This window comes from Rasiella sp. SM2506 (assembly GCF_050859505.1).
Lineage (GTDB): Bacteria > Bacteroidota > Bacteroidia > Flavobacteriales > Flavobacteriaceae > Marinirhabdus.
The window spans coordinates 290,177-314,931 of record NZ_CP193934.1 but is presented as its reverse complement, the minus strand read 5'-3'; the positions used below and the strand labels follow the sequence as shown (position 1 = coordinate 314,931).

The window sequence follows — 24,755 nt, the reverse complement described above, 5'->3', positions numbered from 1 at the left end:
TAGATATTAATCACCGCCGTTAGGTGGCGGTGGAGGCGGCGGCGGCGGAGGAGGAATGTGCCCATTTCCATCGCAACACGCTACTTCATTAGCGGCATTAATTTTACTTTCTGGTGTACACGAAAATATGAGTGCACCTAGCATACAAGAAAGTATGATATATGATACCTTTTTCATTTGATTTGAATTTAAAATTAAACATAAGTATGGCCCTCCGAGACTTCGCTCAGTTTTAGAGAATAGGCCAGAAGCCATACATTAAAGGGAAGAGCAAGCTCTTCGGTTGAGAAGTTTGGAGCGCAGAAGTACCGTGTGTCAGCTTACTTCTCAAAAGGTCCTATCACATTACTTTGCGACTCCAATATATATTGTTGAAATAATCGTAAACCCTATTACGCTTGGGCGATCAACAATACAAGAGCAAATAAAAGAAGTTAGGTCGGAAATGACCTGAGAAGTAGTTGGAAAGAATTTGGAAAGCTATTGGGAAGGAAAACCACAATAGATTTCCAATTAGAATTTGTAATTTTCAACGACCAAAAATTTAGATCCACATGCGAGAACAGTTGCTTACAGATGCATTCAATAAAGCAAAAAAGAATAGTACATCAAGCTCCGCTTTAGGATTGGCAACTCATATCTATGATGCACTGGAATTAAAATGCAAACAGCCAACGTCCGCAGATGCGATTCGGGGTTATTACAGGAAATGGGAAAACAAAGAATCTTTTAATATTTCAAATACTGCGAAAGATCACTTAGCGCTATATCTTGATTTTGAAGATTATAAAAGCTATTTAGAGAGTAAGAATACCAAAACGATTAATACTAAAAGATATCAATATGCTTTATTGGTTCTTTTCCTAGTAGTGGCTTTTTTCATCTATGATGCAACCCGAAAAAAATGCATGATCTGGGACGAAACTAAATTTGTAAAGATTCATTGTGAAGAAACCAACGCCAAACCGATTGATCCAGTTTTACTTACAAAATTTAAGAAGGTGGAGGCGGAGTGTCGTGAGGATTTTTTCTTTGATAGAGACGGTAGTCCGAAAATATGGTATTACAAACAAGGAAAAAAGAATCTGGAATTATTCACACATCCAGGCATACACCCTAATAATGGTAAAACGTTAAATGCTATTACAGGGTATATGATTACAGAACATATTTGTACTTCATTGTTGTAAAGCTAATACGTTTATGAAACTAAAACCGCTAACGTTAACCGTGGTGGTTTTTTTTGGTTTTAAATACACTCGTTCTTTCACCCATTCTACGAACAGACTCCTGCTACATTCCAACCAGGAGTGATAATATGTATGCCTACTTTTGGATATACTCAGTATCCTCCCTGAAGGGTATTCTTCTCTTAAAACGGCCTGAACGTACCAATGGATTCAAGACGGTTAGGTTCATCAAAAAATATGGGTAAACATCAATTTTGAACAGCTCTTTACATTTTCGTTTATGTATACAACAGATCATGTATTTGATTTAACAGCCTTTTAACTTCGTTTAGTTCGGTTGTTTCAGAACTAATTATATATTTGCATCAAATTAAACTGTAAATGAATACTCCTTTTTTCATAACAGGGGATTAAAAATCAAGAAATGAAAGAAAAAATATGCAAAGAAAAAATGGCCTTAGTTGAAAAACTAGGTGTGCATTTGGAAAATAGAGAACAATTAGCGCCAGTTGCAGCCCGTATTTTATCTTACATAATTCTTACAGGCAAACAGGGAACCACTTTTGAAAGTATGGTTAAAATTCTTTGTGCCAGCAAGAGTACTGTTTCCACTCATCTTAATCATTTACAAGACTTAGAGAAAATTGTGTATTTCACCAAAACAGGTGATCGCAAAAAATATTTTGTTATTAATAAAGATATGGTTGTTCAACACATTGATAACATGATTAGCCATTGGCAAAAAGAACGTGAAATCCACCTTGAAATTAAAAAGTATAAAGAAATCCAAAACCTTCAAAAAATTGAAAATGAAGAAGAAAAATTCGATTTAAATTTTCATGATGATTATATAAAATTTATAGATGGAGCATCTGCCTCCATAGACGTACTAAGAACAAAATTAACTGATGATCAGTTCGATCTTTAAACTAAGAAAAATGAGATATAAAAAAATAGTAATGGCGTTAGGAGTAAGTGTTTTTTTAGTTGCTGCCAGTTGTGGTACTAAAGAAGAAAATACTGCAGCTGCACAGCAGGCTCCACCCGCAGCTTTTCCGGTTACACAAATACAAAACAAAACGGTAACTGGATATGAAGAATACCCAACAAATTTAGAAGGAGTGATAAATAGTGATGTAAGGGCAAAGGTTTCTGGATATATTCAAGAAGTGTTAGTAGACGAAGGTCAGAAAGTACGTAAAGGGCAAGTGTTATTTAAATTAGAAACACAGTCTTTAAATCAAGACGCTGGTGCGGCAAAAGCACGTGTTAATGTAGCACAAGTAGAGGTAGATAAATTAATTCCGTTAGTAGAAAAAAATATTATTAGTCCTGTACAATTAGAAACTGCTAAGGCTAATTTGGCACAAGCAAAAGCTGCTTATAGTGGTGTTTCGGCTACCATCAGCTATGGAACGATTAAAAGTCCGGTAGATGGGTATGTGGGTACTATTAAATATAGGGAAGGTTCATTGGTTAGTCCTAGTGATCCTAATCCACTAACTACAGTAAGTGATATTAGTGAAGTATTTGCGTTTTTTAGTTTAAACGAAAAGCAATATTTAGACTTTTTACAAAATGCTGAGGGGAATACCTTAGAAGAAAAGTTAGCTAATTTTTCTGAGGTGAGCTTAGTGTTGGCTAATGGAAGTACGTATGCTGAAAAAGGAAAAATACAAACAAGTTCTGGACAGATTAATCAGAATACCGGAACTGTAAGTTTGCGCGCTATATTTAAGAATCCCAACCAGTTATTAACCAATGGTAATAGTGGTACAATACAAATTCCAACCGTATATGAAAATGCTGTTATTATTCCTCAGGGAGCAACTTTTGAGCAACAGGGAAATGTTATGTTGTATACGTTAGGGGAGAATAATACAGTTTCAACTTCCATTATAAAAGTGAAATCAACCGTAGACAATTTATATGTTGTAGCATCTGGAGTAGATGAAAAAGATACAATTGTAGTGTCTGGTGTTGGTAAATTAAAAAATGGAATGACAATCACACCTCAAGAAACCTCTTTTGATGAAGCTATTAAACCAATAGCTACGTTATTTAAAAACTAATCACCAGAAAAAAAATTCCATGTTAAAAACATTTATTGAAAGACCCGTTCTTTCAACAGTAATCTCTATTATCATAGTGATACTAGGTGTCATTAGTATTACTAGTTTACCCATAGAAGAATACCCGGATATTGCACCACCCACCATTAAAGTGGTAGCATCCTACCCAGGAGCCAATGCAGAAACTGTATTAGAAAGTGTAATTGTTCCTATTGAAGAGCAAATTAACGGGGTAGAGGGAATGACGTATATTACTTCTACAGCATCTAATACCGGAACAGCAGAAATCACCGTTTATTTTGATCAGGAAATGGATGCAGATATTGCGGCCGTTAACGTTCAAAACCGTGTGTCGAGAGCAAATTCTTTATTACCTCAAGAGGTGCTTCAAACAGGTGTAACTACGCAAAAGCAGGAAACTAGTGCTTTAATGTTTATATCTATGTATTCTGAAAGTGAAGATTATGACGCTACATTTATACAGAATTACTTAAAAATTAATGTAATTCCCTCCATGCAACGTATTAGTGGTGTGGGAGATGTTAGCGTATTCTCCCAACAAGATTATGCAATGCGTATTTGGTTGAAACCAGAAAAACTAGCTGCTTATGGTTTAATACCTTCAGACATAACGGCAGCACTGCAGGAGCAAAACTTAGAAGCAGCTGCTGGATCTTTAGGTCAGAATAATGGAGAAGCATTCTCTTATACCTTAACATACAGTGGTCGTTTTAAAGAAGAAAAACAGTATGCAGATATTGTAATTAAAGCATTAGGTAATGGAGAATTTCTTCGTTTAAACGATGTCGCTACTATAGAGTTAGATGCACAGTCTTATGCAGCTAATGCTATGAGTAAAGGTAATCCAGCCGTATTTATGGGTATTTTCCAAACAAAAGGATCTAATGCACAAGAAATCATTGAAAATATTAAAACAACCTTAGAATCGGTTAAAAAAGACCTTCCAGAGGGGTTAGATATTTTTGTCCCTTATGATACAAGTTTGTTTTTAAATGCATCCATAGAAAAAGTAATTAGTACGTTGCTAGAAGCCTTTGTATTGGTATTCTTAGTGGTGTTTCTTTTCTTACAGGATTTACGTTCCACACTAATTCCGGCAATTGCAGTTCCGGTTTCTATAATTGGGACCTTCTTTTTCCTGAATGTTTTTGGATACTCTATTAACCTTCTAACGCTATTCGCATTAGTACTCGCCATAGGAATTGTGGTAGATGATGCTATTGTGGTTGTAGAAGCAGTTCATGCCAAATTGGATGAAGGTGAAAAGAATCCTAAAAATGCTACGATAACAGCCATGAACGAAATATCTGGAGCTATTATTTCCATTACTTTGGTTATGGCAGCTGTATTTATTCCAGTGACTTTTATATCTGGACCAACAGGGGTGTTTTATGAGCAATTTGGTGTTACCTTAATTATCGCCATTCTCATTTCCGCAGTAAACGCATTAACCTTAAGTCCTGCATTGTGTGCTTTATTATTAAAACCACACAAAGAAGATGAAGAGTTAAAAGGGAAAGGGCCGTTAAAGCGTTTTTACAAACTGTTTAACCGCGGATTTAATGCTACTGTAGAACGTTATGGGAAATCACTTCAATTTTTATACAAAAGGAAATGGGTGCCTGCTTTACTATTAGTGTTAGCTATTGTTGGAATTTTTTGGGCATCAAATACAACCCCTACAGGTTTTGTGCCTAATGAAGACAGAGGGATTATTTTTGCAAATATAGAGTTGCCAGCAGGGGCTTCTTTAGACAGAACAGATGCTGTCTCAAGAGATTTATATGATAAAATAAATGGTATTGACGGTATTGTTGCTGTAAACTTTATTAAAGGTAGAAGTTTAATTAGTGGGTCTGGTAGTAATTATGGCTTCGGAATTATAAAACTATCGGATTGGGATGAACGGAAAGACGAATCACTTTCGGTACAGGCCATAACAGGGAAACTATTTGGTGTTGTCTCAACCATACCTGAAGCAAACATTATCTTCTTCTCACCGCCAAGTATTCGAGGTTTTGGTAACTCGGCAGGTTTTGAGGTAAATCTGTTAGATAAGTTTGGTGGGGAATTTACAGACTTAGATAAAGCAAATAAAGAATTTGCGATGGCATTAATGAGTCATCCAGAAATTAAATATGCGCAATCTTCCTTCAACACAAATTATCCACAATATGAAATGGAAATTAATGTGCCTTTAGCAAAAGAAAAAGGAGTGCCTATTAACAGTATTTTCTCAACCTTGCAAGGATATATTGGAGGGGTGTATGCATCTGATTTTTCAAAATTTGGAAAACAGTTTAGAGTATACATTCAATCGTTACCAGATGATAGAGCAGATGTAAATGCTTTAAATAGTATGTATGTAAGAACAGATTCTGGCGAAATGTCACCCATTACACAATTTGTGAATTTGAAACGTGTATATGGTCCTCAATCGGTAACACGTTTTAACTTATTTAATTCCACAACGATAACAGGAGCCACAAACGATGGCTATAGTACCGGAGATGCTATTCGGGTAATTGAAGAGGAGGTTGCAAAACTGCCAAGTAACTACACCATTGCTTATTCTGGTTTAACACGAGAAGAAGTGAGTGCAGGGAACCAAACCGCCTTTATTTTTGGATTGAGTATTCTGTTTGTATACTTTTTATTGAGTGCACAATACGAGAGCTATTTATTGCCATTTGCAGTAGTGTTGTCACTACCGTTTGGAGTGTTTGGTGCGTATATAAGTACGAAGCTTTTAGGATTAGAAAATAACATCTATTTTCAAATTGCTTTAATTATGCTTATTGGATTGCTTGCTAAAAATGCCATTTTAATTGTAGAATTTGCACTCCAGAGACGAAGGAATGGTGAGCCCATTGTTACGGCAGCGATTCATGGAGCAAAGTCACGTTTACGTCCTATTTTAATGACCTCGTTCGCCTTTATTTTAGGATTAATGCCTTTAGTATTAGCAAATGGAGTAGGGTCTGAAGGTAACAACTCTATTGGTACAGGTGCCGTAGGGGGAATGCTTATTGGAACTATTCTGGGGGTGTTTATAATTCCTATCCTATTTATATTATTTCAGTGGTTACAAGAAAAAGTTTCTAGTAAACCAGCAGTTCAAACTATTGAAGATCAAGAATAATGAAATCAATTTTAAAACATAGAAATTTTAGTAAAGCAGTTTTATTGCTGGTGGTTACGTTAACATTACAAAGTTGTTTTGTAGCAAAAGAGTATGTTAGGCCAGATTTAGACATAAAAACCGAAGCGCTTTACAGAACCGAAAACCTTCCGGCAGATAGTATTTCTATTGCCGATGTATCCTGGAAAACATTATTTACAGACCAACAGCTTCAGCAGTATATAGAAGAAGGGTTACAAAATAATATGGATGTTCGTATTGCAATTCAGCAAATGATAGCTGCGCAAGCCTATGCAAAACAAGGAAAAGCAGGATACCTGCCAACTTTAAGCGTAGGTCCTAATTTTACACATCAAGAATTTTCACAAAACAGTCAGTTTGGTTCTCTGTTTAGTGGAAGTTTGGATACGTATGACATTACTGCAGATTTATCATGGGAAGCCGATATCTGGGGAAAAATACGTAGTACTAAGAGAGCAACGCAGGCAGCATATTTACAAAGTGTTGCAGGACACCAAGCAGTAAAAACGCAGTTAATTTCAAGTATTGCAAATACGTATTACACCTTGCTGGCTCTAGATGAACAACTGCAAGTGACCAGAAAAACTATAGAGAGTAGAGAAAGTAGTGTAGAAACCATTAAAGCATTAAAAGATGCAGGCCAGGTTACGCAGGTTGCAGTAGACCAGAACATAGCGCAATATAATAATGCAAGAGCTCTAGAAGTAGATATTGAGACAGCCATTTTTAAAGCAGAAAATACACTGAGTGTGCTGTTAGGCAAAGCGCCGCAGGATTTTGAAAGAAGTAGCTTGGATCTTCAGAAAATTGAGCAGGATCTAAAACTTGGTGTGCCGGCAACTTTGTTACGTAACAGACCAGATGTTATGGCAGCAGAGTATGGTTTAATACAATCTTTTGAACTTACGAATGTGGCTAGAAGTAACTTGTATCCATCATTGACCTTAACGGCTTCTGGAGGGCTTCAAAGTTTAGAACTGGATAAACTGCTAAATGCAAATTCTTTGTTCGCTACAATTATTGGAAGTTTAACACAACCGCTTTTAAATAGAAGACAGCTAAAAACACAAAAAGAAGTTGCGATAGCACAACAAGAGGAATCTTTACTTCAGTTTAAAAAGACCTTGCTTATAGCTGGTAATGAAGTGTCTAACGCATTGTTTTCTTATGATGCTGAAACTAAAAAATTAGAATTCAGAAAAAATGAAGTGGAAGCATTGCGAACTGCCGAAGAAAACTCCGAAGAATTACTTAAAAATGGGTATGCAAACTACTTAGATTTATTAACAGCAAGGCAGAGCGCATTAAATGCAGAGCTTAGTAGTATAGATAGTAAACTACAGCAATTAGTAGCGATCGTAGATTTATACGAAGCTCTTGGGGGTGGATGGAGATAGAATAACCGGAGATGATTACAAAATCGAAACTTTTAGAATGCTCCATCGTTAACTTTACAACCTTTGGTAGTAAACGATTCACACTTGATGAATTGGCCCAAAAACTGGCTATTTCAAAAAAGACAATTTACAAATATTTTAAAAATAAAGAAGACTTAGTCACTCAAAGCCTGTCTTTTTTGCTGGATAAATACCTTTTAGAAGTTGAAGCCATTGTAACTAATTCCCGTGAAGATCCCATTGTAAAAGTTATTCTTATTTATAAAAAAGGGTTTGAATACCTAAAGCATTTCAAACCCTCCTTTTTATTCGGGATTAAGAAATATTATCCGAAAGCCGACAAGGTCTTTACTAATTTTTCAAACCAGTTAGTTTACAGTACGATTTTATCGTTATTGAAAGAAGCTAAAAGTAAAGGTTTGATTAAAGATGAGGTCTCGCTTAATCTGGTTTGCGAACTCTACTTTTTGCGCATTGACCATATTGCATTTAAAAATGATAATCTATTCAATGTATATTCCAATGAGATTCTGGTTCGGTATTTAATTGTTTACAATTTAAAAGGAATCACTACTCGTACGTATTCAAATTCTTATTTTGAATAGGAATCTATTTAAAGTAAAATAAACTGAAGCTTTTCAAATTGCTCTCTACATAGAAATTAGAGGCACTATTCTGCTGTAATGATTTATTTGTAGGTTATAAGAATATCGGCTACATTTTTTAAGTTGGATGCTACAATTTCTGTTTGAGGTGCCAACGGAAATACTTGTTGTCCGGGTCTGCTAATAAATGCCGCACGCCAACCTGCCCACAATGCGCCTGCAACATCCCAACCGTGAGCTGCGATAAGCATACACGCTTCAGGTTTTACATCCATTTTGCTTGCAGCCCAGGCATACGTTTCTGAAAAGGGCTTAAACTTACCAACAGCTTCAACACTCAATCGTTCATCGAAATATTGGGTTAAACCAGCATTTTCAAATTGCTCTCTCACGCCTTCATTTGAAGAATTAGTGAATGATACTAAGGTATACCCATCCTTTTTTAATTGCGTTAAAGCGGCTTTTACTTCAGGATGCGCTGGAAGGTTCCGTATTGTATTTATAACCGTGTTCCGTGCCTCATCCTCATGAATGAAAATTCCATTATTTGCTGCTACCATTTGTAATGTAGCAGCACCAATATTGCCAAAATGCTCATACTGCCCACTGGCAGTAGTCACCAAAGAATAGTGTAGCATAGTGGTAAACCATAGAGAGATGACTTCTTCTTTTCCGTTTAAAATTTTACTCACTTGCTTTTTCAATGGAGTGAGGTCTAAAAGTGTTTCATTTACATCAAAGAATAAAACCTTAGGGCGCGTTTTCTCTATAAACTTTTCTTTGCTTTTTTGCGTACTTCCTGAAATTGTAGTGGGCGCTACATTTTTAGTTGTTTCCATAATTTCAATGATTTAAATAAAATTTCTTTTGGTATTTTTCTGTACTGATAGGATAGTGCTATTCCGCAATGAATTCTGATAAGACTTGCTTAAAAGTATCGACAGGTTGTGCACCTGTTACAGCACTTTTTTTGTTAAACACAATAGTTGGAACTGAATTTACACCTAAATTTTTCCAATATTCTTGTTTGTTTCTTGTCGCGCTACGTGCTTCTTCAGTGTCCAATCTTGCTAATCCTTCTTCAGCATTTAAACCAACGTCCAGTAGCGCTTGTTTTAAAATATCGCTATCTGAAACATCCTTCCGTTCACTAAAAAATGCAGTTGTTAAACGCATTTTTAAGTTGGTTTGCTTGTTGAATTCTTTAGCATAGTCTAATAAAATGTGAGCTTTGAAGGTGTTTACTATTCTCATATCTTCAAAATAATCGAACGTAAAACCAACTTCTTCACCAATAGCTGTCATTCGCTGTTGCGATTCTTCTTGCTGTTCTGGGGTAGAACCATATTTTTCGGTAATGTGCTCTGTTATATTTTGACCTTCCTTGGGCATATTGGGGTTTAGCTCGAAAGGATGCCATTCAATTTCTACCTGGTCTTCAATTCCTAGTTCTGAAATGGCTTTTTCCAGACGTTTGTATCCAATGGTACACCAAGGACATACCACATCTGATACAATATCAATTTTAAGTTTATCCATCATAATCTCCGTGTTTAGTTATAAATGAGTTGGCTATTTATTTTTCGAAATCTTCTTTTGTGAAGCTGTTATTAAATTTTATATCAGACCAATTTACTAGTATCCAAGGGGCATCAGTTTCATCGGCATTCCATGTAGACTTTTTATATTTTCGTTTTGTGGGTAGTAAGAATCCGTCTATAGTTTCATATTCAAGTTTCATCAAATTAGGGGTGTCAATTATATTAAAATCAGCTACAGTAAAAAGAAATTGGTCAACTAACGCTGTCTTTTTATTAATATATAATTGATAGGTATCTGTGGCCTTATTTTCATTTGAATCGAAAGTTACTTTCACGATATCATAGTCATTACCTTTTATTATTTCTTCTCCTATATATTCGTATTTTAAACCAGTATCCAATAATTTTTGCATCATGGTGAACCAATAAAAATTAGTGGGTCTATTAAACTGAACTTTTTTTATGAAGTCTTCATCTGTTAAGATTGCTTCATTGTGCTTTAGCCAGAATTCCGTTCCGTTATATCCTTGCTCTATGAGTCCTTGGAGTTGTGGTAAAGTTCTTTCGTGTTGTGTATAGGCGCCATATGATAATTCATCTTTAAAAAGATACTTCTCAGTGGCGACATCCGTTTTGCCATCTGGTGTTTGATAGGTATAGGTATACGTAACATCATTCTTTTCAAGAAGTTTATCATAGGTGCCTACCTTTTGTGCCATAGTATGCACTAATTCGTGACCTTTATTTTGAAAGTTCGGAGCGGTCTCTTTTTGCGAATTTACTTTATCATTATTGCCGCAAGACATTAGTAGGATGCTTAGTATCCCAGCTGCTATGTTAATTTTCATGTAGTTTTTTGTATTTCGTTGGTTTTTATATGGTATTCATAATTTAATAAAATTCCTGCGATACTCTTTACGTTTAGCCCCAAAATTGATCTTATTTTTTACTGAAATACTCATAGTTCCAATTTTTTGATCGCTACGTATTTGATAATAAGCCTTCCGGATAAACGGAAGGCTTATGTTGACTATTAAATCTGTGGTTTTGAGGATTACGAAACCTCATTTTCTTTAGTCCAAGCAAATTTCTGGAAACCTTCATCAACGGGCGTGTTGGCTATATGGTTTACATAATTACTAATTGTTTTTTGAGACAGTCCTAAAATAATTTCTAACAGTTGTCTCTCACCATATCCAGCAGCATAAAAAGTAGTTAAATTTTCTGGAGTTACGTGTCCACGATTACGAACTATTGTTAAAGTCATCGTGCGTAACGCTTCCAGTTTTGGGTTGGCAAGCGATGTTTCATTACGCAATGCTTCTGTAATGGCATCATCAACTTTCATCATTTTTGCTATCCCTGTATGTGCAGGCACACAATAATGACATTCGTGTTCAACGTTTATTGTTTGCCATACCACTGTTAATTCTTCATTGTTGAATGAAGAGTTTACAAATAACTCGTGTAGTGTTTGGTATGCTTCTAGGGCTCCCGGAGCTCCCGCTAAAACACCGTGTAGACCTGGAATCATGCCATACGCTTTTTGTGATTTTTCTAATAATTGTTTGCTTTCCTCTGGTGCAGTTTCGATGTTGTGAACTTTTAATGTTGTCATAGGTTACGTTTTAAATTTATTTGAATATTAATTTTATCTAAACAATCGTTTAGATTCGTGTGAAAAAAAGGGTTATAGGTTTTTAAATGTCATCTCAATATAGTCTTCAATTTCTTTTTGCGTATTAACTCTTGATGCTGCAGCCAAACCGTGCTTAGCCAATACCAAATAATTTGCCTGTTTGCATATTGTTTCTTCGTCTTTGGTAGCATCCATTTTCAATTTTTCAATGAAAATATTTTTAAGATCCCCCATGAATGTATTCATCTGGTCTTTAATTAAAAGGTCTTCACTTTCTGAGAATTCATTATAGGTATTGGTTATCAGACACCCTTTATGATTACCTGCTTGATGACTTACGTATATCGAATCATAAAAAAATTGTTTAATGTCTTCAACTCCATTTGAAGCTTCAATAAATTTTTCAAAGATGGCCCGTATTTTAGATTTATAGCATTTTAAGCTTTCAAGAAAAACACCATTTTTACTTCCAAAACTTGAATAAATAGAGAATTTATTAATGCCCATTTCTTTTTCAAGCATTTGCATGGAAGTATTTTCATAGCCATTTTGCCAAAAGATATTCATAGCTTTTTCAATAACTTCTTCTTCAATATATTCTTTTTTTCGTGCCATGATTTTTAAATACAGCACAAAACTAACCAGTTGGTTAGTAATAAAAAAAGATTTAACATAAAAATAATAAATTCAAAAATTGAAATGAAATGAAGGGTGATACAAAAGCCGGTAGGATGCCTAAAATTTAACTAAATGGCTAAAGATGGCGTTATTAAGGAGTCTCTCGATAGCTCTGTTAAAATAGCTAATTACGCTTAAAAAGAGATACGATAGAATTTAAAAACTTTTTCTTTAATCTTTTAGGAGATTTTGGGTTGGTTGCTTTTAGGGTAGTAGACGCAATTGGTTTGTCTTCTGAGGTAACTGCTATATCGTAAACAACCGCTTCTAAAGTGTAAGTAGTTAATTCTTTCTTATCATACTCCAGGTTATCCACACTGGTACTTCCCAACTTTAACGGTTCCAGAGAATTCATGTAATTGCGTAAGGACTTAGCGACCATGGTATCTACTGAAATCGATTTCTGTGAAGCCAATAACACCTTATTGATGTTCTTTCCTTTACACTCTAAAACAAACTGATTGATCTCTTCTTGTGAGTGATTATCTTTATAGGCAATTTCAGGAAATACCTCATGCATTTTAAGCGGTGTAATTCCTTCCTTCACGAGTGCTATAGCCATCATATCTTCAAACTCTTTTTGAAGAGTACGATCTTCTGTACTTGCATACACTAAAATGCTGTCGAATTTCTGATTTTGAAAATTTTCAGATACCCATTGAGATGGAATTACTTTGGAAGTGGAGCAACTTGTAAAAATAAATAATACCAGCAGCAGCCAGATAGTAGTTTTCATATATTGTTTTGCGTCTGAATGCAAGTTAAGGAAATTAAAGAGAAGTTACATTCTTAATTTTTGTTATCGACAAACCGAATTATACCATGGGGTTGCTAGGAAAATTAAAAGATAAACTTCCCATAGTGAAATCAAGAGTGGATATCAAAAACAGATACACCGCATATATACGGTGCCACGTGTCTGTAAGTTGTATTCGTCAAGAATCCTTCGATAGACCATCAAAAATCATCTAAGCCTGATAGATGTCTTAAGGTCTGCCTTTCAATCTAACTTCAATCTTCTTCTTTTTTTCAGTAAGACGCTTCATTAAATCCATTAATTCTGGGTCTTGTGTTTCTTTATAAACTTCATTAATGCCTAAGATAAGTCGTTTTGCTTCCCGAGAAGCAGAAACTCTATCACTAGTCGTCATATTGCTCATCGTTGCATTTTCAAAATCTTTAGCTTCTTCTAATATTTTCATTATTGATATTTTTAGCAATTTAGTGAAAAATTGAAGTAAGAACTAACCTACGGAGGATAGCAGTGGTAGAAAGACCAAAAATTAGTAAAATATTATATTTACAATGGCTCATTTTCTTCCTTTTAATGGTGTAAAGCTATTAAAGGAGTATTTCGTAAAGGGCCTAAATTGGTTACTTGAGAGTGGGTAATACCACAGATTCTCCAAAAATCCGGTTTTCTGTCCATCAAACAAATAATATAATCTGAATGATCATTGGCGAAATCTTTCAAATCACGAATAGTTTCTATATATTCTATAGTAATTTGACTTTTGAAATATCCTTCAATTTCAAAACGTACACGTTTCTGATTCTCTTTCTGAGTTGTGGACATAGAATCTTTCCCGGAAAGTGTCACTATCTTAATAGTTCCTTTCGCGATCTTAACCAACTCATACCAATTTCGAAGTTCGGCGGTAGGAAGTTCCTCTTCAAAATTTGAAACCAATACAAATTCGGGGTTTTTATGAAGTTTTGCCGAAAACGGTATCACCATCACGGGGCATCCCCTTATGTTTTCTATGATACGTTTCGTATTTTTACTATACTTTTCAGTAGTATCATTGCTGTCTTCTTTTCCTGGCAGCACGACTAAGTCAATTTCAATTTCTTTAATCGTTTTTTTAATCCCTTCAACCAAATCTGTACACTCAGATAGTGCATTAAAATAATGTTTCTTATCTAGATTAGTATAAGTATATTTTTGAATGAGATTTCCAAGATTTTTTTCAGAATCTTGTTTTGGTTTTTCAAACCAATATTTATCTGCCTGAAGTAAGTGTATAGCATTGAGGCCTTCAGTATTATAAGAATAAGTGTTTAAAAAATAAAAATCACATTGTTCTCGCTTAAAAAAATTGATAGCATAATCAATAGCATCATAACTATTGAATTTAAAGTCGATAGGAATTAAAATCTTTTTCATAGTTATATGTTTTATCTGCGTTGATACCTGGATAATTTTTGATATATCCCTTTTTTTAGTTGCGTAAATTCCTGAATAAATGTAGCATGAACATCGCGTTTTTTTTCGTGCTCTTTGGCCCGTGTTACATTGTATTCTTTTTTCCCGTATTCATATTCTTTAGTAAGTTCTTGTTCATATTTGCATAGCATTCCCATTACTAACGTATTCTTTCTTCGCAATCCCTGCAGGTTCATTTCAAGACTATGGTCTTTTAAGAGTTGTTTTTCAATTACTTTTAAAGAACCTATTTCAGTATTAATAGTAGACAGTGTATCTATCCATTGACTCAATTCAATTAGATCTTTTTTGATGCAAAGTCTTCTATGCACATCTGTCTTGTATGATAATTCAGTTTCCAAGAAATGCTATGCTTGTGAGGGTGCATTCAGTAAGGTAAATTTGCCTTGGACGGTCTTAAAAAATTCATCTTTTAACCTTCTGTATTTGTCCAGATGGTAGAGATAGCTTTTTCTGTAGCTTTCATGTTCAGCAATGTAAGCCATGTCACATTGCGTATCCTCACACTCTATAATATCTCTACGTGAACTCATATATTTATGAAGGGCTTGTAACAAATTTTCATTTTCAACCTCTTTCTTATTAAATTTTTGAAGCACATTTTCATCATCCAATCTGTGACTTAAATCTTCATCGCAGAGGCCAATTAAATTGTTAAGCTCTTTTTTGATATACTTTAGGTGATTCACCCAATTTTCCAATTCAATAGTATTTATCTTATGTGTTACATCAACATCAGAATCGTGATTATATATTTCTTTCTGTAAGGTCCCCATAGTTCATTTTTTTAAATAGGTATTTCAATTTTTTTTTGCTTTTCATCTTGCGTTACTGTTACAATATTAATTTGCTGTTTACCCGAAGGAAAATCCCATTCAATGGTATCGCCTTCAGAATAGCCAAAAAGAGCTGCTCCCATAGGGGTTAATATTGAAACCTTATCTTTTTTAGCATCTTTCTCTGATGGAATTACTAATTGAATAGTCTTCTCCCAGCCATTCTTAGAGTACACCGTAATTTTGCTGTTAAAACGAATTACATCTTCAGGTATATCGGCTTCATCCACTATTTGTGCATTCTTAAGCTCCTCGCTGAATCTTTGTAATGATTTTTGTGTTTCAAAATCTTCTGCATATCCAGAGATATTGAGTATGCGTTTTAAATACACATACTCTTTCTTTTCTAATATTAAACTACCGTACTTCATTGTAATGCATTTTTAAGGTGTATATAATTAAGGGAAAATACCACGTTGGATATACGCTTTCTCAATTCGCTTAATGGCAATACAGAAAGCTGCTGTTCTTAAGTCCATAGCTTCACTTTCAGAAAAAGCATACACTTTGTTAAAGGATTCTTTCATCTTTTTTTCCAGTTTTATCATCACTTCATCCAGTTGCCATAGTTCGCCATTTCTGTTCTGTAGCCATTCAAAATAACTGCCTATTACACCGCCAGAATTACATAAAATGTCTGGTATGATAGTAATGCCACGATCTAATAAAATTTTCTCACCATCCACATTGGTAGGGCCATTGGCACCTTCGGCAATAAGACGTGCTTTTATTTTTGGAGCATTTTCCTTGGTTATTTGATTCCCTAATGCAGCAGGAATACAGATATCACATTCAGAGGTGAAAAACCGTTCATTGTCAAGATCGAACGCTCCTGGGAATCCTGAGACACTTCCATTATTTATTTTTGTGTAGTTTAATAAATCTTCAACTTTAATTCCGTTGATGTTTCTTATACTACCGAAGGCATCTTGAACCGCTACTAGCTTTGCACCTTCGTTTTCAAGAAAATATGCTGCCCAATAGCCCACGTTGCCGAACCCTTGAACAATAAATTTCTTTCCTTCTAAGTTTTCATTGTTGCGCTCTGCCCAAAATTTTATCGTTAAAAACACCCCATACCCAGTAGCACGGTCTCGCCCTTCAAGACCACCACTACCATCTGGTTTTCCAGTAACTACGTGCTGGTTTGCCGTACGTTCTGCCGGTGGGCGTGTGCTCATATACGTGTCTGCCATCCATGCCATTGTCTGGCTGTTTGTATTTACATCTGGTGCAGGAATATCGTGTTCTGGACCTATGTTATCGGCTAGTGCAAATGTGAATCTACGTGTAATACGCTCTAATTCTCCTTGAGAGTATATTGAAGGATCTAGCTGGATGCCTCCTTTACCACCTCCATACGGAAGTCCGGCAAGTGATGTTTTCCAGGTCATCCACATGGCCAATGCTCTTGCAGCATCTATGTCTACAGTAGGATGGTAACGTAAGCCCCCTTTGTAAGGTCCTAATGCGTTATTGTGCTGTACTCTGTAGCCCGTGAAAATTTCTACGTCTCCGTTATCCATTTTTACAGGAAAGTGTACAACAATCTCATTGTTTGTAATACTTAATATTTTTCTGATGTTGGGATGAAGTTCGATGAGATCTGCAGCACTGTTAAATTGCTCCATCACGTTGTCCATCATGCCTTTAACAGGCATCTTTTTATTTTTTTTATCTATTGTTGCTGTTGTCATAAGTAAGACCGCTAAGCGAATTTTTTTATAAATTATTTAAAAAGACGATTTGTAATACTTCTTTCCTGATATTTTTCTGAAATATATTTACTTTTCGCATTTTTACTTCTTGGCTTTTTGTGAGCCATAGCATTTAAAATTGAACTGAAACTCATAGTACTATTCTTAAAATGGATTGTTAATTAAACCTCTATTTCTTAAATGTCGCCTGTTTGCAAACCTATAAGGGCTCGTAGAAACTTTATTGAACCTTAATTTAGTTTGCTCTTCTTTTTTCTCTGTAAGAATCGTTGTTAAATCGTTAAAAATCATCGTTATTTTTCTTTTTTTAATGGTATGCTACTGCCATTTCTGGCTGCTTTTTTTTATTATTTACTGAAGGTAGATCGGCTTTTATTTTAACTGCTCCTTCTTCGTATTCACTACAAGACCATACCTGGTTTTTTTGAGTAGTAAGTACACATATATCTTTATGGACACATATGGGACATATATTGAATGTATTTGATGTCATAGTACATAGGTATTGTTTTATATACCAAAGGGCAATCTATATGCCAGTAGCTATGCCGTATATGAACAGAACTATAAAAACCCTTACAGGATAAGGGTTTGGGGGACTCGATAAAATGAGAAGGAGGAATGAGAACTGGTATAAAATTACCCGATTGGGATAAATTGTACCGATTCCACATATATTTAATTAGAGAGTTTTTGCCGAATCGTCTTACGATCAATTCCTAAAATTTCGGCAGCTTTTGTTTTGTTATTATTGGTAGCGTTTAGAACTTTTTGAATATATTTTTTCTCTATTTGTTTAAGCGGAAGTAGTTCATCTTCCGGAAAATCTATCTTAAATTTTAAAGAATCGGATAGATGCTCTACGTCAATTATTTTATCACACATAATCACCGCTCGCTGAATTATATTTTCCAGTTCACGAATGTTTCCCGGCCAATCATACCGTTGTAAAATGGCAGATGCCTCTGGACTTATTTTTATAAAACGGTCTTTGTATTCTACACCATATTTAAAAAGAAACTTTTCGGTCAATAAGGGAATGTCTTCTTTTCGTTCTCTAAGTGATGGAACGTCAATCTCTACTACCGTAAGACGGTAATAAAGATCTTCTCTAAAGGTTTCTTTTTTAATCATTTCCTTTAAATCACTATTGGTGGCCGCAATAATCCGAACATCAATTTTCTCTGCCTTTTGGGCACCTACTTTTACCACTTCTTTTTCTTGAAGTACACGTAGTAGTCTGGATTGTACTGCAGTAGAAGCATTGCCAATTTCATCGAGGAAAATAGTGCCGCCATTTGCCGCCTGAAAAAATCCATCCCGATTTTTTTCTGCTCCGGTAAAGGCTCCTTTGGTATATCCAAATAATTCGGATTCCAGTAAATTTTCCGGAATACCACCACAATTCACCGTGATAAACGGTGCTCTCGAAAATTTACCCTGATAGTGAATGGCACGCGCTACCAATTCTTTTCCTGTACCACTTTCTCCTTTTATATATATAGTAGCTTTATTGTCCTTAACGCGCTCTATAATTTGTATAACATCATTTATTTTCTCTGAATTACCTATAATATCGCCGTAAACGCTGTCTTTTTTTATTTCCGCTTTTTCTAAAGAGATTTTTGGGTCTACTTTATTTCCTAAAGATTTGTCAATTGCCTGTCCCAGTTCATCTTTAGTAAAAGGCTTGGTTAAATAATCTACCACACCAGATTTAATAGCAACCAGTGAATCCTGAACCGATGGGTAGCCTGTTATCACAAGTTTAGGTAAATTAGGATAATGCTCCGATACAAATTTAATAAGCTCTGTACCGTCAATCTCTGGCATTTTTAAATCTGTAATTAGCAAATCAATCCGTGTGTCACGCAAGATTTGTACTGCTTCTTTAACAGATACGGCTTTGTAGGTGTGGAAATGCCACGATTGTAAGTTGCGCTGCAATAACTCTAGGATATTGATGTCGTCATCTACAATTAATATGTTTTCTTTTTTAAGCTGCATGGTGTCTAAAATTAGTGTGATTTAGGAAGTTTTACCGTAAAAGTGGCGCCTTTATTTTGGTTGTTTTTCGCTGAAATTTCACCTTTGTGGCTAGCTACAATACCGTGAACAACACTTAAGCCCAATCCAGAACCATCTCCTGTAGGTTTTGTAGTAAAGAAGGGTTGAAATACTTTTTCTAGCGCCTCCTCAGAGAGCCCTGTTCCTTCGTCAGAAATTTTTAAAATGATACTCTCTTTAGATTGCAAAGCCTCGATAGTAACGACTCCATTTTTTGGGGAAAAGTAAATCGCATTAATGATTAAGTTAAAAATAATTTGAGTGAGTTGTATGGTATCTGCCTTTAGTAAAAGTTCTTCTTCATCTATTTGAACCTTGTAGGTTACGTTGGATTTTTTAAAGGATGCATCCAACAAGGCAAGTGAATTTTTAATACTGGGCACAAGGTTTACCTGATTCATTTCCTGAGGCATCTCACAAGCAAAAAACATCAACTTTTTTACCACTTCACGTGAAAAAATAGCATTGTTAATAATCTTATCCAGATCTTCTGAAACGCTTTTATGCTGCTCAAATTCCGCTTTTAATAATTCTGCAAAACCAAGGATGTTTGCCAGTGGTGTATTAAGTTCGTGAGCGATACCAGCCGTAAGTTCGCCTAAAATCCCCAGGCGGTCTGCATGTTCCATTTGTCTTTTTAAAGACGTTTCATTTTGTTGGATTTCTATCCGTTCCAAAAGATTACCTATTTTTAATCCAACACTATCAAGCAGTTGCTTTTCTTCTTTTAGAAAAGAACTTTTATCATCATTTAAAGACGCAGTTATTGTGCCGTTTGGTTTGTTGAAAACGTTAATTTCAGAAGTTAGGTGGAGGGGTTCATTAATCGATCCTGTTTCAATGGAACAAATGGAAGTTTTGATGGCAACTTCAGTATGCTTAGGAAATTGAAATGCTTTTTTTAAACTAAAAGCAATCGCTCTTAAAGTTTCCTGTATTTGCCCAATATCTGCACTTACAATAATAGAAGACACCTCATAGAGACACGTGAGTTCTTTGATGCGTTCTTTTAAAGCTTCCTGAGTTGCGCTCATCCTTCTAATTCTTTGGGTGTTTCTGTTTGTTTTGTTTTAAAATTATAAAACCCTCTCCATGTATACTCCTTCAATTGCAAACTTATAAAGGATTATCTACATCCAAAGAAATAGGTTGTCAAACTGGAAAAAGTATAGATGTAAAATTATAAAATTTGAGGAGTGCTAGCAATTATATTATAGTATTATAGATTTTCTTGCCAGACAGCGGTTTGCTAGCATACTAAAACTACATTCAAGTCGGATTTTAAAATAGCTGCCTCCTGTGAAACGCCACTAATTTTAAGAATACTATGTTTGCTTAATATACAGTGTTTTAACTACTGAAAATTTCAGTAGTCATTTGAAACCTCCTTAAAAGAACAGAAGTATCTTTGTAAATACAATATAGATAGCAACTAAGATCGAAATAGCACCACATACCACAACTTTAAGATTCATACGTTTTTTGAAAAGCACCAATTTTTCAAAAGCTGTTCTTGTAGGCATTGCAGTGAGTCTTCCTGTGATTTTAGGAATAGTTATGGATCAAATTAGCATTGGACTGGCATTGTGTTTTGGGGCATTCTGGAGTTCGCCTAGTAATACGCCAGGTAGTTTCTACCACAAGAAAATGGGTATTATATTTTCTGCTATTCTTATTACCGTGGTAAGTTTTATAGGAGGGTATCTAACTATAGACACGTGGTTGTTGTTGCCCATTTTGGGTGCGCTTACATTCGGCATTGCCTATATTTCTATCTATGGCTTTCGGGCTTCGCTTATTAGTTTTTCGGGCTTACTAGCGCTGGTTTTAGGTTTTGCGCATACCCCTTCAGAGTTGGCGCCGTATCAATATTCCTTGCTTATAGGTGTTGGTGGATTATGGTATTTATTTTTGGTAATTATTGCGTACCATTTAAATCCCAAAGCCCAAACAGAAGAATCGCTTTCTGAAACTTTTTCCCTGACCTCCCAATTTTTACACACTCGTGCACAATTAATGGGAAAACAGGCCGAGCGGGAAACCTTAGAACGAAATCTTCACGAGTTACAAACTGCGCTTATTGACCACCATGAGACGTTGCGAGACATTTTGATTGCGTCACGAAAAACCTCTGGAAATTCTAACTATCAAAATAAACAGCTACTTATTTTTATTCAGCTTGTTGAAATGTTAGAAACAGCCATTGCAAATCCTGTTGATTATGAAAAAATGGATACTGTGTTTGAAGGACATCAAGGCTTAAAAAATGATTTTCAAGAAATAATTTTCACTATTTCGAGAGAGCTTGAGCATTTTTCACATTCTGTTAAAGTAAAAGAAAATGAGCGTTTTATGGAACTAACAGCTTTATTTAAGTCTGTTAAAAAAAACATTGAAAAGCTGGATACTACAACAGATTTTGAAAGTTTTGTGATTCTTCAGAATTTATGGGAATACCAAGAAAAACAATTCGAAAAGTTAAAACGCATTCATTGGTTACGAAGCAACCCGAAAATTGATGCGTCAGATTATCTTACAACCAAAACCCTTAAGCGATTTCTTGTCCCACAAGAATACGATTTGAAAATAGGGCTGCAAAACTTCACTTTTAAGTCGGCTATTTTTAAACATTCCTTGCGACTCTCGGCCACAATGATGGTAGGATTCCTTATTGGCGATGTGTTGGAATTTCAAAATCCATATTGGATATTATTAACCATTATTGTAATTATGAGACCTAGTTATGGTCTTACAAAATCGCGTTCCAAAGATAGGATTATAGGTACTTTACTAGGAGCAGTTCTTGCAACCATACTCGTATTATTTATTAAAAATCCATATGTGTTGGGCTCATTAGGAATTGTCTCACTTATTGTTGCTTTTTCGGTAGTTCAGAAAAATTATAAAGTGTCTGCAACATTTGTGACGCTAAGTGTAGTTTTTATTTATGCCATTTTACGTCCGGATATATTGGTGGTGATACAGTACCGTATATTTGATACCCTTATAGGTGCAGCACTTTCGTTTATGGCTATTTTATGGCTTTGGCCAGCTTGGGGATTTTTGGAAATTCGGGAAAATATTAAAACGAGTGTTTCTGCAAATCGTAACTTCTTTGAACGCATTAGTACGGTCTATATTGAGAAAATTCCTGTGTCAACCGCCTATAAAGTGGCACGTAAAACAGCATTTTTAGAGACTTCCAATCTTAATGCAGCTTTCCAAAGAATGGCACAGGAACCTAAGTCCAAACAAAAAAATATGGATGCTATTTATGAGTTGGTTGTGCTCAATCACGCCATGCTTTCCTCTTTGGCATCATTAAGCACCTATTTACAACACCACCAAACCACTCCTGCAAGCCAACAGTTTAAAGATGCAGTAGCAATAATTGACGTTAATTTAACACAGGTTTCTAATGTGTTGGACACGAAAAGCAAAACAAAAGTACCCAATACAAAAGACACGAAAGGAACAGTAAAAAGTAAAAAATTAGCCAATTTTTCGTTTATGGATGTTGAGCCTATGAGGCATCATCCTACACCAGCCAATGAGCCTACCTATCAAGAAGCTCATTTAGTTTGGGAGCAATTAAGGTGGCTGCATTCTATTAGTAAAAAGATACTTGATCTTAGTGATGAGTTACTAGAGAAGACAGAGGTTGACTCAAGGTAATTTCATTGATTTTTATAAAGAAATTTCTACACCTAAAATAGCAAACACTTCGTGTCCTATAGTTTGAGTATATTCTGCTAAACGATATTGTAGGCCTACTTCCAAATTGGTTTTTGGAAGAACTATAAAGCCATACACAGCGGTTGCTCTTTGTTCAAATTCTGGTTTTTGAGTTTTTGCCAATTCGAAGAGGGCTTCTGTTTCTGTTTTGAAGTAGGTTTTTTGATCTGCCTGCAAGGGAAACTTGAAGCCAAGTTCATACCGTATTCTGTATTTTGTGGTAGAAGCGTATACTCGTTGCTCATTGCGTACTCTGTTTTTTACAATGAAATTTGAGTACCGGTTTTCCCACTCCCATTGTTGCATAAAGCGCAATTCGTTTTCTTCGGTTTTATTGAATGTTTCTTCAAAGCGATATTGAATGCCAATCGCTACAGATTGATTTTCCTTGATGGCAAATTCTGAAAAATGGGATATATCTATTTGTTTTACGGTGTAGGTAGTATTGGTATTCCTGTAAATAAAATTTCGGTTTTCAATACCAAAGCTTTGAGTATATCTTTCGGTAACCGCATACTTCAATTCAATTTCTGGTTCAAAAAAAGAAGTGAAATTTCCTTGGGCAATACTTTCAGTATTGCTTACCATTAGTAAAAAGAATAGGGTTGCTATTCGCATAAATGAATTCTTTGTTAAAAAAAAGAAAGAGCTGAAAAAATATCCAACCCTTTCTTCACTACTAATAAAACTAACTTTAAAATCTTAAGTGCGTTCGCTAATAAAAGTGCCATCTTCTGCGATCACTAGCTTTTTGTCTTTGCCAAACCATTTTTCAAGTTCCACTTCATACGTTTTTTTTCCGTTTTCTTCGGTCATTTCTATTTCGTCAATTTTGTATTTTGGGTATTTAGATTGTACGGTAGCGGCAACCGCTGCGGGTACATCAGTTTTTAGAATTTCAAATTCAGTTTTTACAATACTTCCCGTTTTAGAATACCAAACTTCGTGATCCATTTTACCCAGGTCAAACTCAACTTTGTAATTCATTTCTTCCATTTCCCACTCCACGTTGGTGGCATTGGGGTAAGCTTGGGCAAAGTTATTGTTGAGGTTTGCTGGAACTTGATTCGTCTTTACATCTTGTGCACTTACTGCAGCGGTTGCTAATAGTGCGAGTGTTATTGTTTTTAAATTTTTCATACCTATTGTTTTTTATTTTGATTCAAAGAAAAGGGAAGAATCTGTAAGCAATTGGGAATACGATTGTTTTGAAATTTCAAATTTTTCAAAAAAAAAAGGGGCGGGAAAAACCCGACCCTTTTCAATCTAAATAAAAATCAAATAATGAAACTAACTAATTTTCAAATTCTTACGCTACTGCTGCAGAAAATTTTTGTTCCTTTTTTTGTTCTGCTACCACATTCTTTTGGGATAAAACACTTTGCACTCTTTTTTTCCAATCTTCAGCAATAGTGATTTCGTCGGTTAATAGTGTGTCTTCTTCATTGTATAGCTCTATCTGTCTGGTCTCGTTATTATTTTTAGAAACAAATACCAGAGTAATTTTTTCTATCAATTCTTCAAAACCCTTTTCCTTCTTTAAGCGTCTTGTTTTGGTAGAAATTTCACAGGTGGTTACCTTAGAAAGATCGATAGCCTCAGAGATTTCGATATCCTCTGTTTTCTTAAAAAAGTATAGGGCTTTGTGGGTTTCATCTATTCCCAACGCAAAATTATTCTGCTCGATATGGTGAGATAAAACCCCGTTTTTTTGTGCCACGACGGCATTAAGTCCATTGTATAATCTTTTGGACTTCTGTTTTGTATTTTGAATTATTAATAAAGTGGGTACTAAAACTGCAGCAAAAAGTACAACTGCAATAACAATCATTCCTGTTTCCATGATATCGTATTTTTAATGTAATT

At 35.2% G+C, this 24,755-nt stretch carries 26 protein-coding genes; 7 read left to right on the top strand and 19 right to left on the bottom strand.

From position 1 onward, the window contains the following. Positions 1-6 precede the first annotated feature (6 nt). Entirely contained in the window at positions 7-177 is a 171-nt protein-coding gene (locus tag ACQ2HF_RS01535; RefSeq protein ID WP_432411752.1) for a hypothetical protein, read from the bottom strand. 377 nt (positions 178-554) lie between these two features. On the opposite strand from ACQ2HF_RS01535, the gene ACQ2HF_RS01530 reads away from it, so the two are divergent. The 6 genes from ACQ2HF_RS01530 to ACQ2HF_RS01505 all read left to right on the top strand — a co-directional run bounded on the left by ACQ2HF_RS01530 (position 555) and on the right by ACQ2HF_RS01505 (position 8,448). Then, positions 555-1,190, top strand: a complete 636-nt coding sequence (locus tag ACQ2HF_RS01530; protein WP_432411751.1) for a hypothetical protein — start codon at positions 555-557, stop codon at positions 1,188-1,190. Positions 1,191-1,614: 424 nt separating this feature from the next. Beyond that, positions 1,615-2,118 (top strand): GbsR/MarR family transcriptional regulator, encoded by a 504-nt coding sequence (locus ACQ2HF_RS01525; RefSeq protein ID WP_432411750.1) that lies wholly within the window; start codon positions 1,615-1,617, stop codon positions 2,116-2,118. A gap of 10 nt (positions 2,119-2,128) precedes the next feature. Next, complete coding sequence (locus tag ACQ2HF_RS01520; RefSeq protein WP_432411749.1) at positions 2,129-3,262, top strand: efflux RND transporter periplasmic adaptor subunit; 1,134 nt, start codon at positions 2,129-2,131, stop codon at positions 3,260-3,262. Positions 3,263-3,281: 19 nt separating this feature from the next. After that, positions 3,282-6,425, top strand: coding sequence for an efflux RND transporter permease subunit (locus ACQ2HF_RS01515; RefSeq protein ID WP_432411748.1), 3,144 nt, complete (start codon positions 3,282-3,284; stop codon positions 6,423-6,425). Continuing rightward, positions 6,425-7,843 (top strand): efflux transporter outer membrane subunit, encoded by a 1,419-nt coding sequence (locus ACQ2HF_RS01510; protein WP_432411747.1) that lies wholly within the window; start codon positions 6,425-6,427, stop codon positions 7,841-7,843. The genes ACQ2HF_RS01515 and ACQ2HF_RS01510 overlap by 1 nt, the downstream gene beginning before the upstream one ends. A gap of 11 nt (positions 7,844-7,854) precedes the next feature. Further along, a complete protein-coding gene (locus tag ACQ2HF_RS01505; RefSeq protein WP_432411746.1) occupies positions 7,855-8,448 on the top strand; it encodes a TetR/AcrR family transcriptional regulator in 594 nt (197 codons plus the stop codon). 83 nt (positions 8,449-8,531) lie between these two features. On the opposite strand, the gene ACQ2HF_RS01500 is transcribed toward ACQ2HF_RS01505, so the two are convergent. The 15 genes from ACQ2HF_RS01500 to ACQ2HF_RS01430 form a co-directional block, all read right to left on the bottom strand. Continuing rightward, positions 8,532-9,287, bottom strand: a complete 756-nt coding sequence (locus tag ACQ2HF_RS01500; RefSeq protein ID WP_432411745.1) for a haloacid dehalogenase type II — start codon at positions 9,285-9,287, stop codon at positions 8,532-8,534. A 58-nt stretch (positions 9,288-9,345) separates the two neighbouring features. Continuing rightward, positions 9,346-9,990: a DsbA family oxidoreductase gene (locus tag ACQ2HF_RS01495; protein ID WP_432411744.1), complete on the bottom strand. Its 645-nt coding sequence runs from the start codon at positions 9,988-9,990 to the stop codon at positions 9,346-9,348. 34 nt (positions 9,991-10,024) lie between these two features. Continuing rightward, the gene (locus tag ACQ2HF_RS01490) at positions 10,025-10,837 is read right to left on the bottom strand and encodes a hypothetical protein (RefSeq protein ID WP_432411743.1); all 813 of its coding nucleotides are present in this window, start codon (positions 10,835-10,837) and stop codon (positions 10,025-10,027) included. 206 nt (positions 10,838-11,043) lie between these two features. After that, positions 11,044-11,607 (bottom strand): carboxymuconolactone decarboxylase family protein, encoded by a 564-nt coding sequence (locus tag ACQ2HF_RS01485; protein ID WP_432411742.1) that lies wholly within the window; start codon positions 11,605-11,607, stop codon positions 11,044-11,046. A gap of 72 nt (positions 11,608-11,679) precedes the next feature. After that, positions 11,680-12,243, bottom strand: coding sequence for a TetR/AcrR family transcriptional regulator (locus ACQ2HF_RS01480; RefSeq protein ID WP_432411741.1), 564 nt, complete (start codon positions 12,241-12,243; stop codon positions 11,680-11,682). 187 nt (positions 12,244-12,430) lie between these two features. Further along, positions 12,431-13,042, bottom strand: a complete 612-nt coding sequence (locus ACQ2HF_RS01475; RefSeq protein WP_432411740.1) for a hypothetical protein — start codon at positions 13,040-13,042, stop codon at positions 12,431-12,433. A 250-nt stretch (positions 13,043-13,292) separates the two neighbouring features. Continuing rightward, the gene (locus tag ACQ2HF_RS01470; RefSeq protein WP_432411739.1) at positions 13,293-13,508 is read right to left on the bottom strand and encodes a hypothetical protein; all 216 of its coding nucleotides are present in this window, start codon (positions 13,506-13,508) and stop codon (positions 13,293-13,295) included. Between the two features lie 122 nt (positions 13,509-13,630). After that, positions 13,631-14,473, bottom strand: a complete 843-nt coding sequence (locus tag ACQ2HF_RS01465; RefSeq protein ID WP_432411738.1) for a universal stress protein — start codon at positions 14,471-14,473, stop codon at positions 13,631-13,633. An 11-nt stretch (positions 14,474-14,484) separates the two neighbouring features. Further along, positions 14,485-14,874 carry a hypothetical protein gene (locus tag ACQ2HF_RS01460; protein ID WP_432411737.1) on the bottom strand — a complete coding sequence of 130 codons (390 nt, stop codon included), beginning with the start codon at positions 14,872-14,874 and terminating at the stop codon, positions 14,485-14,487. A gap of 6 nt (positions 14,875-14,880) precedes the next feature. Further along, entirely contained in the window at positions 14,881-15,309 is a 429-nt protein-coding gene (locus tag ACQ2HF_RS01455; RefSeq protein ID WP_432411736.1) for a hypothetical protein, read from the bottom strand. An 11-nt stretch (positions 15,310-15,320) separates the two neighbouring features. Further along, on the bottom strand, positions 15,321-15,740 hold the full coding sequence (locus ACQ2HF_RS01450) for a GreA/GreB family elongation factor (protein WP_432411735.1): 420 nt from the start codon (positions 15,738-15,740) through the stop codon (positions 15,321-15,323). Between the two features lie 27 nt (positions 15,741-15,767). Beyond that, positions 15,768-17,066, bottom strand: coding sequence for a Glu/Leu/Phe/Val family dehydrogenase (locus ACQ2HF_RS01445; protein ID WP_432411734.1), 1,299 nt, complete (start codon positions 17,064-17,066; stop codon positions 15,768-15,770). 328 nt (positions 17,067-17,394) lie between these two features. Continuing rightward, on the bottom strand, positions 17,395-17,580 hold the full coding sequence (locus tag ACQ2HF_RS01440) for a hypothetical protein (RefSeq protein ID WP_432411733.1): 186 nt from the start codon (positions 17,578-17,580) through the stop codon (positions 17,395-17,397). Positions 17,581-17,765: 185 nt separating this feature from the next. After that, on the bottom strand, positions 17,766-19,094 hold the full coding sequence (locus ACQ2HF_RS01435) for a sigma-54-dependent transcriptional regulator (protein WP_432411732.1): 1,329 nt from the start codon (positions 19,092-19,094) through the stop codon (positions 17,766-17,768). Between the two features lie 11 nt (positions 19,095-19,105). Beyond that, positions 19,106-20,188 carry a sensor histidine kinase gene (locus ACQ2HF_RS01430; RefSeq protein ID WP_432411731.1) on the bottom strand — a complete coding sequence of 361 codons (1,083 nt, stop codon included), beginning with the start codon at positions 20,186-20,188 and terminating at the stop codon, positions 19,106-19,108. A 448-nt stretch (positions 20,189-20,636) separates the two neighbouring features. On the opposite strand from ACQ2HF_RS01430, the gene ACQ2HF_RS01425 reads away from it, so the two are divergent. After that, positions 20,637-22,829, top strand: coding sequence for an FUSC family membrane protein (locus ACQ2HF_RS01425; protein WP_432411730.1), 2,193 nt, complete (start codon positions 20,637-20,639; stop codon positions 22,827-22,829). A gap of 12 nt (positions 22,830-22,841) precedes the next feature. On the opposite strand, the gene ACQ2HF_RS01420 is transcribed toward ACQ2HF_RS01425, so the two are convergent. The 3 genes from ACQ2HF_RS01420 to ACQ2HF_RS01410 form a co-directional block, all read right to left on the bottom strand. Beyond that, the gene (locus tag ACQ2HF_RS01420; RefSeq protein ID WP_432411729.1) at positions 22,842-23,507 is read right to left on the bottom strand and encodes a DUF2490 domain-containing protein; all 666 of its coding nucleotides are present in this window, start codon (positions 23,505-23,507) and stop codon (positions 22,842-22,844) included. Positions 23,508-23,591: 84 nt separating this feature from the next. Further along, complete coding sequence (locus ACQ2HF_RS01415) at positions 23,592-24,029, bottom strand: PepSY-like domain-containing protein (RefSeq protein WP_432411728.1); 438 nt, start codon at positions 24,027-24,029, stop codon at positions 23,592-23,594. A 169-nt stretch (positions 24,030-24,198) separates the two neighbouring features. Beyond that, positions 24,199-24,732, bottom strand: coding sequence for a hypothetical protein (locus ACQ2HF_RS01410; RefSeq protein ID WP_432411727.1), 534 nt, complete (start codon positions 24,730-24,732; stop codon positions 24,199-24,201). Positions 24,733-24,755 lie beyond the last annotated feature (23 nt).

What these genes read in the sequence shown, in the direction of transcription:
- ACQ2HF_RS01535 (WP_432411752.1), bottom strand. Translation starts at nt 177, where the DNA reads ATGAAAAAGGTATCATATATCATACTTTCTTGTATGCTAGGTGCACTC.
- ACQ2HF_RS01530 (WP_432411751.1), top strand. Translation starts at nt 555, where the DNA reads ATGCGAGAACAGTTGCTTACAGATGCATTCAATAAAGCAAAAAAGAAT.
- ACQ2HF_RS01525 (WP_432411750.1), top strand. Translation starts at nt 1,615, where the DNA reads ATGAAAGAAAAAATATGCAAAGAAAAAATGGCCTTAGTTGAAAAACTA.
- ACQ2HF_RS01520 (WP_432411749.1), top strand. Translation starts at nt 2,129, where the DNA reads ATGAGATATAAAAAAATAGTAATGGCGTTAGGAGTAAGTGTTTTTTTA.
- ACQ2HF_RS01515 (WP_432411748.1), top strand. Translation starts at nt 3,282, where the DNA reads ATGTTAAAAACATTTATTGAAAGACCCGTTCTTTCAACAGTAATCTCT.
- ACQ2HF_RS01510 (WP_432411747.1), top strand. Translation starts at nt 6,425, where the DNA reads ATGAAATCAATTTTAAAACATAGAAATTTTAGTAAAGCAGTTTTATTG.
- ACQ2HF_RS01505 (WP_432411746.1), top strand. Translation starts at nt 7,855, where the DNA reads ATGATTACAAAATCGAAACTTTTAGAATGCTCCATCGTTAACTTTACA.
- ACQ2HF_RS01500 (WP_432411745.1), bottom strand. Translation starts at nt 9,287, where the DNA reads ATGGAAACAACTAAAAATGTAGCGCCCACTACAATTTCAGGAAGTACG.
- ACQ2HF_RS01495 (WP_432411744.1), bottom strand. Translation starts at nt 9,990, where the DNA reads ATGATGGATAAACTTAAAATTGATATTGTATCAGATGTGGTATGTCCT.
- ACQ2HF_RS01490 (WP_432411743.1), bottom strand. Translation starts at nt 10,837, where the DNA reads ATGAAAATTAACATAGCAGCTGGGATACTAAGCATCCTACTAATGTCT.
- ACQ2HF_RS01485 (WP_432411742.1), bottom strand. Translation starts at nt 11,607, where the DNA reads ATGACAACATTAAAAGTTCACAACATCGAAACTGCACCAGAGGAAAGC.
- ACQ2HF_RS01480 (WP_432411741.1), bottom strand. Translation starts at nt 12,243, where the DNA reads ATGGCACGAAAAAAAGAATATATTGAAGAAGAAGTTATTGAAAAAGCT.
- ACQ2HF_RS01475 (WP_432411740.1), bottom strand. Translation starts at nt 13,042, where the DNA reads ATGAAAACTACTATCTGGCTGCTGCTGGTATTATTTATTTTTACAAGT.
- ACQ2HF_RS01470 (WP_432411739.1), bottom strand. Translation starts at nt 13,508, where the DNA reads ATGAAAATATTAGAAGAAGCTAAAGATTTTGAAAATGCAACGATGAGC.
- ACQ2HF_RS01465 (WP_432411738.1), bottom strand. Translation starts at nt 14,473, where the DNA reads ATGAAAAAGATTTTAATTCCTATCGACTTTAAATTCAATAGTTATGAT.
- ACQ2HF_RS01455 (WP_432411736.1), bottom strand. Translation starts at nt 15,309, where the DNA reads ATGGGGACCTTACAGAAAGAAATATATAATCACGATTCTGATGTTGAT.
- ACQ2HF_RS01450 (WP_432411735.1), bottom strand. Translation starts at nt 15,740, where the DNA reads ATGAAGTACGGTAGTTTAATATTAGAAAAGAAAGAGTATGTGTATTTA.
- ACQ2HF_RS01445 (WP_432411734.1), bottom strand. Translation starts at nt 17,066, where the DNA reads ATGACAACAGCAACAATAGATAAAAAAAATAAAAAGATGCCTGTTAAA.
- ACQ2HF_RS01440 (WP_432411733.1), bottom strand. Translation starts at nt 17,580, where the DNA reads ATGACATCAAATACATTCAATATATGTCCCATATGTGTCCATAAAGAT.
- ACQ2HF_RS01435 (WP_432411732.1), bottom strand. Translation starts at nt 19,094, where the DNA reads ATGCAGCTTAAAAAAGAAAACATATTAATTGTAGATGACGACATCAAT.
- ACQ2HF_RS01430 (WP_432411731.1), bottom strand. Translation starts at nt 20,188, where the DNA reads ATGAGCGCAACTCAGGAAGCTTTAAAAGAACGCATCAAAGAACTCACG.
- ACQ2HF_RS01420 (WP_432411729.1), bottom strand. Translation starts at nt 23,507, where the DNA reads ATGCGAATAGCAACCCTATTCTTTTTACTAATGGTAAGCAATACTGAA.
- ACQ2HF_RS01415 (WP_432411728.1), bottom strand. Translation starts at nt 24,029, where the DNA reads ATGAAAAATTTAAAAACAATAACACTCGCACTATTAGCAACCGCTGCA.
- ACQ2HF_RS01410 (WP_432411727.1), bottom strand. Translation starts at nt 24,732, where the DNA reads ATGGAAACAGGAATGATTGTTATTGCAGTTGTACTTTTTGCTGCAGTT.